We start from the raw sequence: 15,768 nt of genomic DNA on the forward strand, positions 1-15,768 counted from the left end.
TGATTTATTTCACTTCAACATCAACCCATTAAACCAAAGGAGTTATTTATGGAACCCAGAGGATTTGAGTTAATAACTCGCTATAAACGCAACTACCGCATCCCTGCTGAAGCAGAAATCACCGAACAAATGATACTTGAACACTGGGATTTAGAAAGAAAATTGACACAAAAGCTTTTAGAATCGAACTCAGAGAATCGATGGGAAATATTTGAGCAAGCCTACACTACTCTTTATAGTAAATTAGAATGGCAAAACTCTTTTGTAAGAGACAGCGCACCAACTATAGAGAGATATGAAACTTGGCTAGAAATCATAGGTTCTCCACCCAAGAAAATTTATGAGATTGGTTCTGGTAAAGGAGAAATGATAGCATATTTAGCCAAATGTGGGTTTGAATGCAAAGCTACAGAAATTACAAGGGAGCGTGGTTCAAAACATGTAACTGATACGTCACTTAACTTGTCTTGGGGGAACTCTGACGGTGTGCACTTAGACAATTTTGAACAGCCTGAATTTTATGATGTAGTCGTATCTAATCAAGTTATCGAGCACTTTCATCCAGATGATTTAACTACACACTTTAAAAGTGCTTATAAAATTCTCGTTAATCAAGGAAAATACATTTTTACAACACCTCATTGTCATACAGGTCCTCACGATGTATCATTTGTTTTTGGCTATGATAATCCTCAAGGTATGCATCTAAAAGAGTACACATATAAAGAATTACACAATTCTTTGAAGATTGCTGGATACAAAGGTATTTATTGCGCTGTTCCAGCTAAATTGAGAAAATTGTTATCTATATTAGGCATTAAAAAAGAAGAAACAATAATATTCATAGGTATTTTGTACTTGAATATAATGTTCATTGTAGAAAATATTCTTTTCGTAATTCCCAGTAAAAACCTACGCCGTTTTTTTAGTAGATTGCTTAGGAAAGTTTATTTGTTTGCAGACAATATTTTCTTAGTTGCCCAAAAATAGAATATTGTAATCAAATTCATTTTAGATAAATTTAATTTTTTAGAAACAATGGGACAACGAAAACTACTAACAAATTCTTTCTCATTGTTGATCAATCGGTTAGTACAAAGCATTACAAGCTTTGTGTTAGTGGCATCTATCGCTCGTACTCTAGGAGCCTATGAATTAGGGCGATATCTACTAGCATTTAGCTACTACTATATCTTTATGGCAATTGGTTCGCAGGGTCTAAAAACCTTGTTGACACGAGAACTGTCTCGCAACCCACAAGAAATGCCTATTTACCTGGTGAATGGTACTTTCTTGCAAATAGTTTTAAGCATTATTGCTTATGTTGCACAGATCATTGTAGTGTTTGTACTGCCCTATAATTCAGACACCTCAACCACTTGCTACATCATGGGATTAACAATAATTCCGTTTTCGCTTTCTAATATCACGGAGGCAGTTTTTCAGGCTCAAGAAAGAATGAATATGATTTCCATATCTACAGTGCCAGTCTATGTCCTACGTTTAGTAGTGATGCTCTGGTTTTTGCATCTGAATTATGGAGTAAATCATTTAGCTGGAGTTTTAGCAATTTCTGAAACTATAGTTTTTGTAATTGAATGGATTTTGCTTACGAGAGTAGTTAAGCCAAAATGGCAAATTAAACAAGATTTTATATTGCAATTATTGAAATCTGCTCGGACATTTATGCTTATTGATGCAGTAGGTATAATTAGTAGTAGAATGGGCATTTTAATTATCTCACTTTTGGGAAGTGAGTTGATGGTTGGTCTTTATGGCGTGATTGGACAATTGATGCTACCTATGACTATCGCTTGCGATAGTATATGTATGGCTGCCTTTCCTGTTATGACAAAGGCAGTATCTTTAGGCCGGCAACAATTGCGACAAATTACTGAAAATGTAATTGAAATGCTTTTGTGTCTATCATTGCCACTTTTAGTTGTGATACTTTTTGTAGGAAATGATTTAATAACATTGATTTATAAAGATCCTAATTTTAACCAGGTAAATTTAGTTTTGAAGGTAAGTTCATTAACGCTAATTACGTATCCATTTTCGCGCACACTTGTCTATCTGCTTTTGGCTAATGGGTTTGAAAAATTTAACTTAGGGCAGGTTATTGTTACTAATGCTGTAGGACTAATATCAGGTGTTGTGTTCATTTCACAATACAAACTAATGGGTGCAGCGTTTATGCAATTATCAATGTCTATTACTGGTTTTACATTACTCATATATGCGGTGTACAGTAAGCTGTTTCCATTGCGTTTATTGCGAATAATGCGTCGTCCCATGTTAATTAGCGCTTGTATGGGATTGGTATTGTTAATACTACAAAGATTTAGGCTAGAGTTTATATTTATTTTGCTTATTTCAACTTGCATTTATAGTTTGCTTGCTAGTTGTTTGATAATCAATAAGTTTGGAGGAGTTCGAGCTGTGTGGGGAAAATTATTCAGTATGAATTCAGAAAAAATATAGATAAATATATAAAGTGGTAAAAGCAGAGTTAATAAAGAAATATTGTATAAAAAGTTAATTTTATGATCAAGGTTGCTTTACTACATTTTGGTTTTGAAGACTACACCATCGAATTAGCAAACAGTTTAGTTAAATATGTTGATTTAACTCTAATTCATCCAGAAAAAGTCTCGGATGTATGCAGGGATGCTCTTGATTCCAGTATTCGTGTCATTAGCTTTAAAAAACCACGGATTCGCGATCCGCGAAACCTGTTATCTATGAACGCTATGATGCGTATTATCAAAGGCATACAGCCAGATATTTTACATGTGCAAGAAACTAACGATCCCTGGTACGATTGGACTTTGTTAGTCAACAAGATGCCACCACTGGTGACAACTATTCACGATGTATTCCGTCACCCAGGAGATAGCATGGCTGTATTCGGTTCAGAATATACCAGGCGTCTTGCCTTTTACCGTTCCCAACAATTGATTGTCCATACACATCAACTAAAAAAGATTCTAGTTGAACAATTCTCTGTACCTCAAGAGCGAGTTAATGTTTTACCGCATGGGGAACTTGGTAGTTTGTATCAGCGCCGGAGTGATCAGAATAGTCAGCCTCGTGAGCCAAATACATTGCTATTTTTTGGACGTATCTGGCCCTATAAAGGGTTGAAATATTTGCTTGAAGCTATGCCTTTAATTGCTGAACGTGTACCTGAAGTCAAGCTGATTATTGCAGGACGAGGAGAAAACATCAAACAATATTTTCCTAATGGCTATGATGAGAAACGCTATGAAATTATCAATGACTTTATCCCCCTTGAAGAAGTAGGTAATCTATTTCGACGCAGCACAATAACAGTTCTGCCATACATCGAAGCATCTCAAAGTGGTGTGGCTGCTTTATCTTATGGAATGGGAACCCTGGTTGTAGCTTCTGAGGTAGGGGGATTGAGTGAGATAGTTCAGCATAAAAAAGATGGGTTGTTAGTTCCACCTGGTGATGTCCGAGCTCTAGCTGATGCCATTATTTATCTACTCAGCGATCACAATTTGCAACAGCGTATGCAAATTGCGGCATTAGCTCGTTGTCAAGAAGATTTAAACTGGTCAAATATTGCTGCTAAAACCGCTCAAATTTATTATAAAAAAATGAATATGCAAAATAAATATTAGTTATTAGTGAATTTATGAAAAAAATACTAATTTTTGCTGAATATGCATTTACAATTTTCAGCTTATTGATGTATTCAGGTGCAATTTTTGTTCTAATTCTCTCAGGAGGAGCAGGACAGAATGATGTGGTAGAATTTGATAGTTCTTTGATTCGGATTATTTTTTCCTTCATCTACGCAGTCACCTTCGTACTATTAATTTTGCGTTGGAAGAAAAGCCTTTATTTCCTTAGTAAAGACCCTTTACTTTATTCTTTTATTATATTGACCTTTGTTTCTATTACTTGGTCTTTTGAACCATCAACAACATTAAAAAATAGTTTTGCCCTCATTAATTCCAGCTTGTTTGGGCTGTATTTTGCTTCGCGATATAGTTTAAAACAGCAATTAAATTTACTTGCTTGGAACTTTGGAATTATTATAGTATTCAGTTGCATTTTTGCTATAGCCTTGCCTAAATACGGAATACAGAACGACTTGGGTGGCCCAAAGTGGCGTGGAGTATTTACACACAAAAACGGTCTGGGAGCAAGGATGGTAATTAGTGGTATAGTTTTTTTTATCCTTGGTTATCAAACTCAAAAACGTAGTTGGATTTTCTGGGGCGGCTTTAGCTTGTCGATACTACTCTTAGTTCTATCTTCTTCCACTTCATCTCTACTGAATTTATTAATTATAATATTAGCATTTTTTGCTTTTCAAATTTGGCGTTGGCCATACCAGGTGATGGTACCAACCCTAATAATGATCGCAACCATCACTCAAAGTTTATATTTTTGGTTATCTAATAACGGTGCTGCCCTGTTTAGTTCAATTGGTAAAGATGCGACACTAACAGGTCGAACAGACTTGTGGCCGTTAGTAATAGATATGATTTGGAAACATCCTTGGCTTGGTTATGGTTATGGCGGATTTTGGCAAGGATGGAATGGTGAATCTGCTTATATTTGGCGTATAGCTGGATGGATGCCAAACCACCCTCACAATGGTTATCTGGCTCTTTGCTTGGATTTGGGCCTTTTAGGGTTAGGACTATTCTTTTTAATATTTTGGCGCAATTATCTGCAAGGATTAGTTTGGGTGCGTGGTAGTAAAACAGCATTCGATGTTTGGCCAATTGTACACATGACATATATAGCCTTATCTAGCCTTACTGAATCTAACTTGGTGGAATCCAATAGTTTGACTTGGATGCTCTATGTAGCGGCATGTCTATCAGTGAGAATAAGATAATAATTAAGCCTAAATGGGAACTAAATTTGTAACTTAGATAGTCAATGGTATTGTGATATTATAAAATCATATTCAGTCTTGCCAATTGCACTATTTTGTGCATAGCTCTCAGTCAATTTTTAGTTTCTTGCTCAAGACCTGTACTTTGGAAGATTTATGTTAGAAAAATCTATGGAATCAAGAGAATCTATTGATTTGAACCTGAGTCGTTACTTATTGATATTGAAACGGTGGTGGCTACCTGCTGTCAGTATCTTTATGGCTACAGTTATCCTGAGTGCTATAGCTACAAGATTTATGAAGCCATCCTATGAAGCAGAAGGAAAACTATTATTTAGAGTTCCCTCTTTTAAAGTAGCAGGAAATAATCTTTCGCCTGGTTCCTCTGAAGGAGGAGATTCAGGAGATTTGAAACCCTTGGTAGCAACTCAAAATCCCATAAGCAGTCAGATAGAAGTTATTTCTTCCCCTACTTTATTGCAGCGGACAATAGATAAACTAAAACTCAAAGATAACGAAGGTAAACCTTTAGAAGTAAAAGCGCTACAAAAAGCTCTGAACCTCAAAATTATTGGTGGCACAGATGTACTACGAATTAGTTATAGCAGCCATGATCCCGAAGAGGCAGCAGCAGTAGTTAACACAATTATGAGGTTTTATTTAGAAAATGATATTTTGACAAATCGCTCTGAGGCAGGAGCAACTCGGCAATTTATGGCCCAGCAGCTTCCTACAACTCAAGCCTCTGTTAATAATGCAGAAGTAGCGCTACGTATATTTAAACAAAAACATCAGATTGCAGATTTATCAGAGGAGACAAGATCAGCTGTTGCGACTATTGGAAATCTAGATAATGAGATGAATACTGTTAAGGCTCAACTGGACGAGGTAAACGCCCAAACCAATGAGCTGCGCCAGAAAGTAGAGCTAAATTCCCAAGAAGCGATCGCTGTGAGTGCCCTCAGTCAGTCACCAGCAGTACAGGGAGTTCTGACACAACTTCAAGAAACTGATCGGCAGTTAGCGATTGAGCGCAGCCGTTTCCTAGATGACAACCCCATAATTATTAACCTAGAAGCGAAAAAAGCTAGTTTAAAATCTCTCCTGCAACAGCAAATTGGTCAGACTATTGGTAATCAAACACAAGTTCCCCAGAGTTTATTGCAGATTGGAGAACTCAGACAAAGCCTCATACAAAATTTTCTACAGTCAGAGATACAACGCTTTGGCTTAACTCAAAGGCTTTCCTCTCTATATAACTCTCGTTCTAAATACGAACAGCGAGTGAAACTCATACCCCAACTAGCGCAAAATCAACGGGAATTAGAACGGAAAGTTGAAGTCGCAGAATCTACCTATCAAACTCTATTGAAAAAGGTTCAAGAGTTACAGTTAGTTGAAAATACAAATACAGCTAGTTCCCGAATTATTGCTCAGGCTTTAGTGCCCAAAGATCCAGTAGCAGGCAAAAAAATAATCGTTTTGGTGCTAGGAGTGATGTTCGGTTTATTTTTTGCCACCACAACAGTCCTCTTTCTAGGGATGAGAGATAGATCTCTAAAAACACTTAAAGAAGTTAGAGATATATTTGGATATACGTTGCTGGGAATTGTTCCTTTGTCTGTTAAAAAGCTTCGTTCCCGTTATTCAAATGCAGAATTAATATCTCAAAAAATTGCCGTCAGAGATACTCCTCACTCTTTAACGAGCGAAATGTACCGGATGATTCAAGCCAATCTGAAATTCCTGAGTTCAGATAAAGTGCTGAAAACTATCGTGATAACTAGCGCAGTTCCTAAAGAAGGTAAGTCTACAGTTTCAGCTAATTTGGCCGCGGCGATGGCTCAACTAGGACGCCAAGTTTTACTAATTGATGCAGATATGCGAGTTCCTTCTCAGCATCATCTCTGGCAATTAACCAATGAAGTTGGTTTGAGCGAGGTTCTTGTCGGTCAGGCTGAATTTCACACTGCTGTATCCAAGGTAATGGATAATCTTGATGTTTTAGCAGCTGGAGTTAGACCTCCCAACCCACTTGCTTTACTTGACTCAAAACGGATGGCATCACTAATTGAGAGTTTCTCATCTAAATATAACTATGACTTTGTCATTATTGATGGTCCTCCACTGCTTTTAGCAGCCGATGCTTTAACATTAAGCCAAATGAGTGATGGTATTTTGTTAGTAGCTCGACCTGGGATACTTGATTCCAACAGTGCTAATGCTGCTCAAGAGATGTTAGAGAGATCCAATTACAACGTTTTAGGTTTAGTAGTGAATGGAATCATTGATAAAAATGAATCTAGTACTTATTTCAACCATGCTAAGGAATACTTTACTCATCAAGATTTGACAAAAGGAGTAAATCTACAAAAACGTATTGCACGCAAAAGCTCTGTATTATAGATCAGGATTATGTTTCACAACTGAAGACTATAACTGGTGTCTCATGTCTGTCTATTTATGTTTAATTAACAAAAAACTAAGCCTGCAAAGTCAGGCTTAGTTGGTGTAACTGTAGACTTCAGTCTGACAGCATTATAGGCAGATAGCAGAACATGATTTTACCGTTACATAGTTACTGTTCATATGCCCCAATATCATATCCAGAACCAGCAGGACGGCGATTGCCTGCATAATCAGTTTTCAAATCCGTCCACTTGTAACCCCGGTCGATTGCTGGGCTGGTTGACTTTAGTCTAAAGTCACCAATTGAGGGATTGACAAACTGTGCGTCTCCAAAAAGATCATGAGGTCCGATCACACCAACCACTGCACTCTTGTTGTATAGATTGTGGTCATAGGTCATGTTGGTATTCGCGTAGTTCCTGTTCACACTTTGCCCAGGATCAGCCTGGATAATATTATTGATAATCTTGATATCAGATGAGAAACTAGCCAATGATTGGCTTTTTTTAAGCTCTGGGCTTTGGGTGTTCGCATATACCGTGTTGTTGATAATATCGACATGATCGCTATTAAAGACATGAAGACCTGAACCACCATTCTTGTAGCTGATATTGTTGGCAATTAAAGTCCGTCCTTTATATGGACTTAATTTTAATTTTGAGCTAGGGCCATTTCTTGAGGAATCGACAATCATCCCATTACCATCTGATATCCTACCGGCATCAATCCAGGGAACGTACATACGATTGTTGTAGAGTTTGTTGTTAGTCAGGAATATCTTGTAACCCTGGTTTCCATCAAAATTCCAACTGTTGAGTATCGAAATGCCACTAGTCCCATAAACAGTATACCAGGCATTATTATACACAGTATTATTATCCAGCTTCAGATAATCAGCCGCCATTACTCCGATACCTGCTCCTCCACAGTCATGCACTTTACTGTTCAGAATATTTATGTGATGAACACGACTACTACTTCCATCAATGGTTATGCAGTTTCCGCTTGTAAGGGGATTTGATCTGTTATACTTCTGGCTTAACGCATAAGCAAGAGTGATATTGGCATTGTTTCCTATAACTTCCAGCCCGTTGATTTCGATATATGAAACTCCATTTGACAACACGATACCATTCCAGGTATTATGCTGAATTTTTGGGAAATGCCCAGGATATGCTTTGTACTTAATCCATGCATTTGCATTTCCAGAACGTTTAATACTCAGTACAGCCCCCGCTCCGCCGGGTATATTTTTGTAAACTCCATTCATAACAAGTACCGTGTCCCCAGGGAGAGTCAGATTTGCTGCCCTTTGGAGTGTCCGAAAAGCGGATGAGGTAGAGAGTCCGCTTTTCTTGTCGTCTCCGGTACCACTTACATAGTATGTTGTCGCAGTTGAAGCAGCACTGATCAGTTTGCGGTTAGGTAGTGGCATTTGCTGAACAGTGGGAACAGTGGATGACTGACGAACATCTTTAACAAAAGACTCTGTTATTCTCTGTCCTTGAACCAGACCTGTTAATGCCCAAGGAAGTACAAGAGATGCGCTCAAACTGAGAAAGCCTAAACCATGAATCATCATAGGGAAAAAATAGGGTATGTTGCAAAAACCAATCGTCAACGGTCAGTAACTCTAGCCTTAGTCAGTAACTCAGTATTGGATACGGTGGTGTAACTGCTATTTGTAAGTTTATACACGGTTTTGTAGGTTTACACCTGCGGATTTTCGCGTAAATATGGCTGAACTGCCTTTTTAGCTTGTGTTTCAAAAAATGGTAACTATATAGTAAAAGTACTGAACAAAAATTCTCAGTACTGAGAGTCACTCCATTAATGGACACTAAACAACCGTACAAATAGCGTCATTTCCAATTGCACATCATTCTACTGTGTATACGCGGTATCTGTGGTTAAAATAGTATATCTGTCATCAATTGGTTAATTTACTTAAATAATTCTTATGATAATAATAATCAGTAAATACATAAAAATACCTTAAAGACTAGCTTTTAGAGCTTATGGTCTTTTAGATATTCTCATTATCACGATCAATCTAAGTAACTACAACAAGTTTACAAAAGCCTATCAATGCACATCAAGAATTTTTAGATAGGGTTTTAGAATGAACAATATGTGTCAATGAGTAATATTACTTATTTAGCATAAAAATAAAGAGTAGAAAACACAATTTTGGAGGAAGCGATGCCTTCTTTGCAAGACGCTATGCATAGGTTACTTCTCTGTAAGAGTACGCCTTAGACTTGATTTATTCTTGCTCTGAAAAAGAGTACAAGAGTGAATTTAATACTCTCATTATGTATTTTCTATAGCAATCTAAATTAAATCGTGAGAAAATATGGAGACAAAAATACTTATTTAGTAAGCTTTTCAGCTTTTTTATCTCTCACGAATGACTTAGGATTGCTACATTAACCTTGACTATTAAGTTTTGATTCAAAGATAGTGCAATTTTAGGGACAAAGAGAGTTAACCAACGCCCCCAATTTGCATCCCCATCTTAAACTAGAGTCCGAACAAGTTCAAAAGACTAAAGATAACACCTAGAGGTCCAGTTACAGTGTTTATGGTATCGCCAGTCTTTGCTGCACCAGATCGGTTGACTACTACAACGTCATTATTGCGAAGTATGGGATTAGTTTGCTCATTAATCCCAGCAGAAAAATCCACTTTTACTATACGTTTAGTGACGGAACCATTAGGGTTGAGGCGAATCAAATCAACAGCACTACTACTAGCTCTGGCATCATTAAATCCGCCAGCAGCGAGTATAGCTTGATTTAGAGAGCTATTTGGCTGAATGTCTGTTAACCCTGGTTTTTTAACTTCGCCTACGACACCAACTTGAATGCGTGTAGGTGACAAAGTAGTGGTAGCTAATTGAGTAGCTTCTGCGGGGTTAATTTCAGTTGCCGTCGGAATAACAATCGTATCTCCATCTTGCACAATGATGTCTTGATTGGCGTCACCACTCTGCAATAATTGCCAAAGATTAATATCTATAGTTTGTTCTGAGCCAGTTCTTGTAGGTCGGCGTAGCTTGAGACTACGAACATCAGCTTGTGCTGTAATTCCGCCAGCTAGTTGAATTACCCGCGTCACATTTGGTAGACCATTGGGAGTGGTAGTACCACTATTAGCAGTTGCGCCACCCTGTCCATCTGTATTAGCTGGGGTGACAAGATACGAACCGGGACGGTTAACTTCACCAATAATTGTTACCGTCCGGGGTGTAGTTTGGCTGGCGGCAAAGTTAGATGCAAATATATTGCGAGACTCTGCAACGTTGAAGTTGGTTGCTGTTGGCACAACTATGGTGTCTCCATCCCGCAAGGTAATATCCTGTGATAATCTGCCTGTTTGAATGAGTTCCTTCAAATTGATGGTGACGGCTTGCTCCGAAGAACGTCCTATTTTACGCCGTAATTGAACTTGAGTCACATCCGCAGCTAAAGTCACACCCTGCGCTGTTGTTAATGCAGCTAATACAGTGGGGTATTGTACGCCTGGATTGTCTCCCGCGCCTCCGCTCAAGCTGAGAGTGTAAGCTCCGGGACGTGTCACCTCTCCGGCAACGAAAATATTGATGGGACGAGACGATAACAAATTGACTGAGATCAAGGGACGTTTCAGGAAGCGAGCATATCTTCTAGCAATTTCGTCAGCAGCCTGTTCAGTTGTTAGACCAGAGACTGGCACGCTACCAATTAAAGGTAAGTTGATTGCTCCACCTGGAGGAACTTGGTATTCTCCTGTATATTCAGGTACTTCAAATACATTCACACGAATGCGATCGCCACCTCCTAATAAATAATTAGTATCTATTTGTGTTTGTATGGCTGGTGATTGTGTAGTTGGTGGTAATGGTTGTCCCTGAGCTAGACTGGCAGATGACATAGCGGCATTGACAGCAGTTAACAAAGCCACACCCACGACTGGCTGAGTTAGAAATTTAGACAAACTTTTGTTAAGCATATTTACCTGAGACTCTGAAACTACAATCAATAAAGTACTGTCTAAACATTTTTATTTTGACTATACCTAAGTATTCAAGTTCCCCGACACTCTTATTTTCCTAGAAAAATGTGATTTTCCGGAGGAAATTTGTTTATTGAATTTAAATTTTTAGTGAAGTTAACTTAAAGTTAATGCTGTTTGAATAGAGCAATATCAAAAAATATATAATTGACGCAATTAAACACGTCTTATACAAGAAATTGTCTGTTAGCCATCAAGTACTTAACGAATAAAGTTTTCTTATCAAAGTTAATTTGATAACATTTAAAATCTCCAATGAGTAGTAAGTGACTACCAAAATTAAGAACAAGTTCATTAAATAAATACAAATAATCTTAAAAATAGGTCGAGATTTTATTTTTTGGGGTTGAGGTGAGCAAAGATAACTCAAAAAGACAGAAGTTTTGAGTTTTGTTCTTCAGACCAGCCGACAATTTCCTATTTAACAGTAAAACTAATTCAATGAGTTATTTTTCTTTTGGATTTGTTGAATAAAAAATTCTTCTAGGGAGTGACGCGACAAGTTCATGGCAATAATTTTACCCTCCATAAGATGAAGACTGGCAAGAAAATCATAGTAATCATCTTGTAGTGTACCGTGCCAGGAACCATCAGGCTCAAAGATGAGAGTGGGTATCCATTTTTTGAGAATTTCCCAGTCACCGCCTTGACCTTTGATGTAATATGTGTCTTTTCCGCCTAAAAGTTCATTGAGAGAACCAGAGCAAATTAGTTCACCTTGGGCGAGGATGGCAATGCGATCGCAAATCTGTTCTACTTCACTAAGAACGTGGCTATTAAAAAAAATCGTCTTGCCGGCGGCTTTGAGCGCCAGAATAATTTCCCGCATTTGGTAGCGTCCCACAGGATCGAGTCCAGACATTGGCTCATCTAGAAAAACCAAATCTGGCTCATTAATTAGCGCCTGTGCCATACCAACACGCTGGAGCATTCCTTTGGAATAGCGGCGCAGGAGCTTTTTACGGGCATCAGCTTGGGATAAACCCACTAATTCCAACAGTTGGGGAATGCGTTGGCGTTGGACACTTTGGGGAATTTGGAATAGCCCAGCAGCTAGCTGTAAAAACTCCCAACCAGTGAGATAGTCATACAAATAGGGATTTTCCGGCAGATAGCCGATATGTTGCTTAACACTGCGATCGCCTATTGGCTTACCCAATAATAATCCCCGTCCAGAAGTGGGATGAATAATTCCCAGCAATAATTTTAAAAGCGTGGTTTTACCAGCACCATTAGGCCCCAGCAACCCAAAAGTTTCGCCTTTGTAAACCGTTAAAGAACAGTTTTTCAAAGATACGACTTTTTGATTTAGCCAAAAACCGGTGCGATAGACTTTTCGCAACTCAGAAGTTAGGACTACTGGCGGAGTGTCTGTCGTATTAAGTTGAGAATTAGGGTCATCTGCAACAGACTTCATCTCGGTTAAATCACTATTTATCAGCTTGGTATTAATTAAAAATTACCCGGTAGGCTGATAATAACCATCACCAAGCTGTGTGTCAATTATCCGAAATAGGAGACTTGCGAAGAAGCAAGGGAACAGGAAAGCAGAGGAGCAGAGGAGGCAGGGGGAGCAGGGGAAAAGGTTATGGTTCGGCAAGCTCACCAACCAGGTTAAAGGGAAAAGGAATAAATTTAATCTTTCCTCTTTTCCCTTTACCCTTTTCCCCTTTCCCTTTCCCCATTACCAATGCCCCATGCCCAATATCCAATTTGACTCTTTTCATAGAACTCCCTTAGAACTGGGAATTAAGCCAGCACGTCGGGAGTCAATTTCTACCGCCTGCCGTGTTGCTCTTGCGAAGGCTTTAAATGTCGCTTCAATGATGTGATGGGAATTAATGCCATCCAATTGCCGAATGTGCAGTGTCATTTGGCTATGGTTCACCAAAGCCACAAAAAATTCTCGCACCAGTTGGGTGTCATAGGTTCCTACCCTCTGAGTAGGAATTTGCAAGCCATAGCTGAGGTGAGGCCGTCCAGAAAAGTCTAGTGCTACCTGAACTAAGGCTTCATCCAGTGGTGCAAGAAAATTACCAAAGCGGACAATGCCTTTTCTATCGCCTAGTGCTTGGTTGAAAGCTTGCCCTAAAGTAATGCCTACATCTTCGTTGGTGTGATGGTCATCAATTTCCCAGTCTCCCTTGGCTTGGACATCTATATCAATCAGCCCGTGGGAGGCAATTTGATGCAACATGTGATCCAAAAACGGAATACCTGTTGCTGCTGTGCAAGTTCCTCTACCATCCAGGTTGATGGTAACTTGCACATTAGTTTCACCAGTGGTACGGTGAACAGTCGCAATCCGAGAAGTTTCAGTTAGGCGATCGTAGTTTGAATTAATTTTGCTGATTTGCATAGGAAATTGGGAATGGGGGATGGGGAATGGGGAATGGGGAATGGGCAAGGGACAAGAATTTTACTAATACTCAATTCTCAATACTTCGGCTTCTCTAAGAGACGCTACGCGTAGCTTACTTCCCCGCAGGGGTACGCTCAGTACAAGTGCCCAATTCCCAATCCCCCATGCCCAAATTATCTTACATTCCCATAATTTCATATCCTGCATCTACATATAGAATTTGTCCGGTAATCCCACTGGACAAATCACTACACAAGAAAGCCGCAGCGTTGCCTACTTCTAGCTGAGTGACGGTGCGTCGTAGGGGAGCTACTTCTTCTACATGATGAATCATATCCAAAATTCCACCCACTGCTGAAGATGCCAAAGTGCGGATGGGGCCTGCTGAGATGGCATTCACGCGGATATTTTGTGGCCCTAGTTCAGCAGCCAGGTAACGCACACTCATTTCTAAACCCGCTTTAGCAATTCCCATAACGTTGTAGTTGGGGATTGCTCTGACACCACCTAAATATGTCAGAGTGACGATACTACCTCCCTCTGTCATCAAAGGTTTCGCTGCACCACTTAATTGCACTAGTGAGTAAGTACTAATTTCTAAGGCGGTGTTGAAACCAGAACGAGAGGTTTGGCTAAAATCTCCAGTTAAATCGTCTTTGCTGGCAAAAGCCAGACAATGGATGAGAATATCTAATTTTCCCCACTGATCGCGGATTGTTTCAAAGGTAGATTTAATTTGGTCTTCATCTTGGACATTGCAGGGAAGAAATAAGCTGGGATTGAGGGGTTCTACCAATTCCGCAACTTTTTTCTCCATTTTGCCGCGTTCATCCGGCAGGTAGGTAATACCCAGGTTTGCTCCAGCTTTGTGAAGTTGTTGGGCAATGCCCCAGGCGATCGAGCGGTTATTGGCAATACCTGTAACAAGGGCATTTTTTCCAGTCAGATTTAGCATATCAATTGTTAATGCGATCAATCATTAGGAGCATACTAGAATCTGAGGCTAATTTATCTTTGTTTTATACAGGATTTGCAAAAATGAATATTGCTAAGAGTGTTTCCTGTGACAAAAATCTTGATTTTTCCTAAAGATATTCTCAAGATATCTTTATTTGTTCTTCAAAAAACCTTTTAAATACAGCTATTGGAACTACTTATCAACAATTAGTAGCTGAAAGGATCAACAATTATGTATCATTATAAACAAAGAGTTATGAAGAGATTAGTTGGAGTATAGGAAAGTACAGAAAGGTTGACGGTGCTTTATTCATTTTTCGGGTGTATTCTTAGGTAATCAGTTTTTGTTTTTCCGGCATTGGGTAGGGGAAGGGAGATGATCGTGACACAAGATAAAGCCCTAGCAAATGTTTTTCGTCAGATGGCGACCGGGGCGTTTCCGCCAGTTGTGGAAACGTTTGAACGCAATAAAACGATCTTTTTTCCTGGCGATCCTGCCGAACGAGTTTATTTTCTTTTGAAAGGTGCTGTTAAACTTTCCAGGGTGTACGAGGCAGGAGAGGAAATAACGGTAGCGTTGCTGCGAGAAAACAGTGTTTTTGGTGTATTGTCATTGCTGACAGGAAATAAATCGGATCGGTTTTACCATGCGGTTGCATTTACGCCTGCGGAATTACTGTCAGCACCAATTGAACAAGTAGAGGTAGCACTCAAGGAAAATCCAGAATTATCAATGTTAATGCTGCGAGGTCTGTCTTCGCGCATTTTACAGACAGAGATGATGATTGAAACTCTTGCTCACCGAGATATGGGTTCTAGATTGGTGAGTTTTTTGTTAATTCTTTGTCGGGATTTTGGCGTTCCTTGTGCAGATGGAATCACTATTGATTTGAAGTTATCTCATCAAGCGATCGCAGAAGCAATTGGTTCAACTCGTGTTACCGTTACCAGGTTACTGGGAGATTTGCGTGAAAAAAAGATGATTTCTATCCACAAAAAGAAGATTACTGTGCATAAACCTGTTACCTTAAGTAGGCAATTCACATAAAAAAAATTGGAGAAAGGGGAGTTGGCGCGTGTTGTATTTTGCAAGATGACACTA

The 15,768-nt window shown here is 39.0% G+C and carries 12 protein-coding genes; 6 read left to right on the forward strand and 6 right to left on the reverse strand.

What is annotated here, in order from left to right; all coding sequences use genetic code 11:
- The first annotated feature begins 48 nt into the window (after nucleotides 1-48).
- The 5 genes from RMX98_RS19725 (at nucleotide 49) to RMX98_RS19745 (ending at nucleotide 7,288) form a co-directional block, all read left to right on the forward strand.
- Nucleotides 49-990: a class I SAM-dependent methyltransferase gene (locus RMX98_RS19725; RefSeq protein ID WP_322678655.1), complete on the forward strand. Its 942-nt coding sequence runs from the start codon at nucleotides 49-51 to the stop codon at nucleotides 988-990.
- A gap of 48 nt (nucleotides 991-1,038) precedes the next feature.
- Nucleotides 1,039-2,484, forward strand: coding sequence for an oligosaccharide flippase family protein (locus tag RMX98_RS19730; protein ID WP_322678654.1), 1,446 nt, complete (start codon nucleotides 1,039-1,041; stop codon nucleotides 2,482-2,484).
- A 62-nt stretch (nucleotides 2,485-2,546) separates the two neighbouring features.
- Nucleotides 2,547-3,650 (forward strand): glycosyltransferase family 4 protein, encoded by a 1,104-nt coding sequence (locus RMX98_RS19735; protein ID WP_322678653.1) that lies wholly within the window; start codon nucleotides 2,547-2,549, stop codon nucleotides 3,648-3,650.
- A gap of 14 nt (nucleotides 3,651-3,664) precedes the next feature.
- Nucleotides 3,665-4,882 (forward strand): O-antigen ligase family protein, encoded by a 1,218-nt coding sequence (locus tag RMX98_RS19740; RefSeq protein WP_322678652.1) that lies wholly within the window; start codon nucleotides 3,665-3,667, stop codon nucleotides 4,880-4,882.
- Between the two features lie 156 nt (nucleotides 4,883-5,038).
- Nucleotides 5,039-7,288 carry a polysaccharide biosynthesis tyrosine autokinase gene (locus RMX98_RS19745; protein WP_322678651.1) on the forward strand — a complete coding sequence of 750 codons (2,250 nt, stop codon included), beginning with the start codon at nucleotides 5,039-5,041 and terminating at the stop codon, nucleotides 7,286-7,288.
- Between the two features lie 172 nt (nucleotides 7,289-7,460).
- Here the strand turns inward: RMX98_RS19745 and RMX98_RS19750 are convergent, their stop codons facing one another.
- The 6 genes from RMX98_RS19750 to fabI all read right to left on the reverse strand — a co-directional run bounded on the left by RMX98_RS19750 (nucleotide 7,461) and on the right by fabI (nucleotide 14,664).
- Nucleotides 7,461-8,912, reverse strand: a complete 1,452-nt coding sequence (locus tag RMX98_RS19750; RefSeq protein ID WP_322678650.1) for a right-handed parallel beta-helix repeat-containing protein — start codon at nucleotides 8,910-8,912, stop codon at nucleotides 7,461-7,463.
- 902 nt (nucleotides 8,913-9,814) lie between these two features.
- Entirely contained in the window at nucleotides 9,815-11,284 is a 1,470-nt protein-coding gene (locus RMX98_RS19755; RefSeq protein ID WP_322678649.1) for an SLBB domain-containing protein, read from the reverse strand.
- 496 nt (nucleotides 11,285-11,780) lie between these two features.
- Entirely contained in the window at nucleotides 11,781-12,764 is a 984-nt protein-coding gene (locus tag RMX98_RS19760; RefSeq protein ID WP_322678648.1) for an ABC transporter ATP-binding protein, read from the reverse strand.
- A 169-nt stretch (nucleotides 12,765-12,933) separates the two neighbouring features.
- Nucleotides 12,934-13,074, reverse strand: coding sequence for a hypothetical protein (locus RMX98_RS19765; RefSeq protein ID WP_322678647.1), 141 nt, complete (start codon nucleotides 13,072-13,074; stop codon nucleotides 12,934-12,936).
- A complete protein-coding gene (gene hisB, locus RMX98_RS19770; protein WP_322678646.1) occupies nucleotides 13,071-13,706 on the reverse strand; it encodes an imidazoleglycerol-phosphate dehydratase HisB in 636 nt (211 codons plus the stop codon). The genes RMX98_RS19765 and hisB overlap by 4 nt, the downstream gene beginning before the upstream one ends.
- Nucleotides 13,707-13,887: 181 nt before the next feature.
- Entirely contained in the window at nucleotides 13,888-14,664 is a 777-nt protein-coding gene (gene fabI, locus RMX98_RS19775) for an enoyl-ACP reductase FabI (protein ID WP_322678645.1), read from the reverse strand.
- A gap of 378 nt (nucleotides 14,665-15,042) precedes the next feature.
- Between fabI and ntcA the strand changes: the two genes are divergently transcribed.
- Nucleotides 15,043-15,714 carry a global nitrogen regulator NtcA gene (gene ntcA / locus RMX98_RS19780; protein WP_322678644.1) on the forward strand — a complete coding sequence of 224 codons (672 nt, stop codon included), beginning with the start codon at nucleotides 15,043-15,045 and terminating at the stop codon, nucleotides 15,712-15,714.
- Nucleotides 15,715-15,768 lie beyond the last annotated feature (54 nt).

The sequence above is a fragment of the Nostoc sp. DedQUE02 genome (assembly GCF_034531035.1).
Lineage (GTDB): Bacteria > Cyanobacteriota > Cyanobacteriia > Cyanobacteriales > Nostocaceae > Nostoc.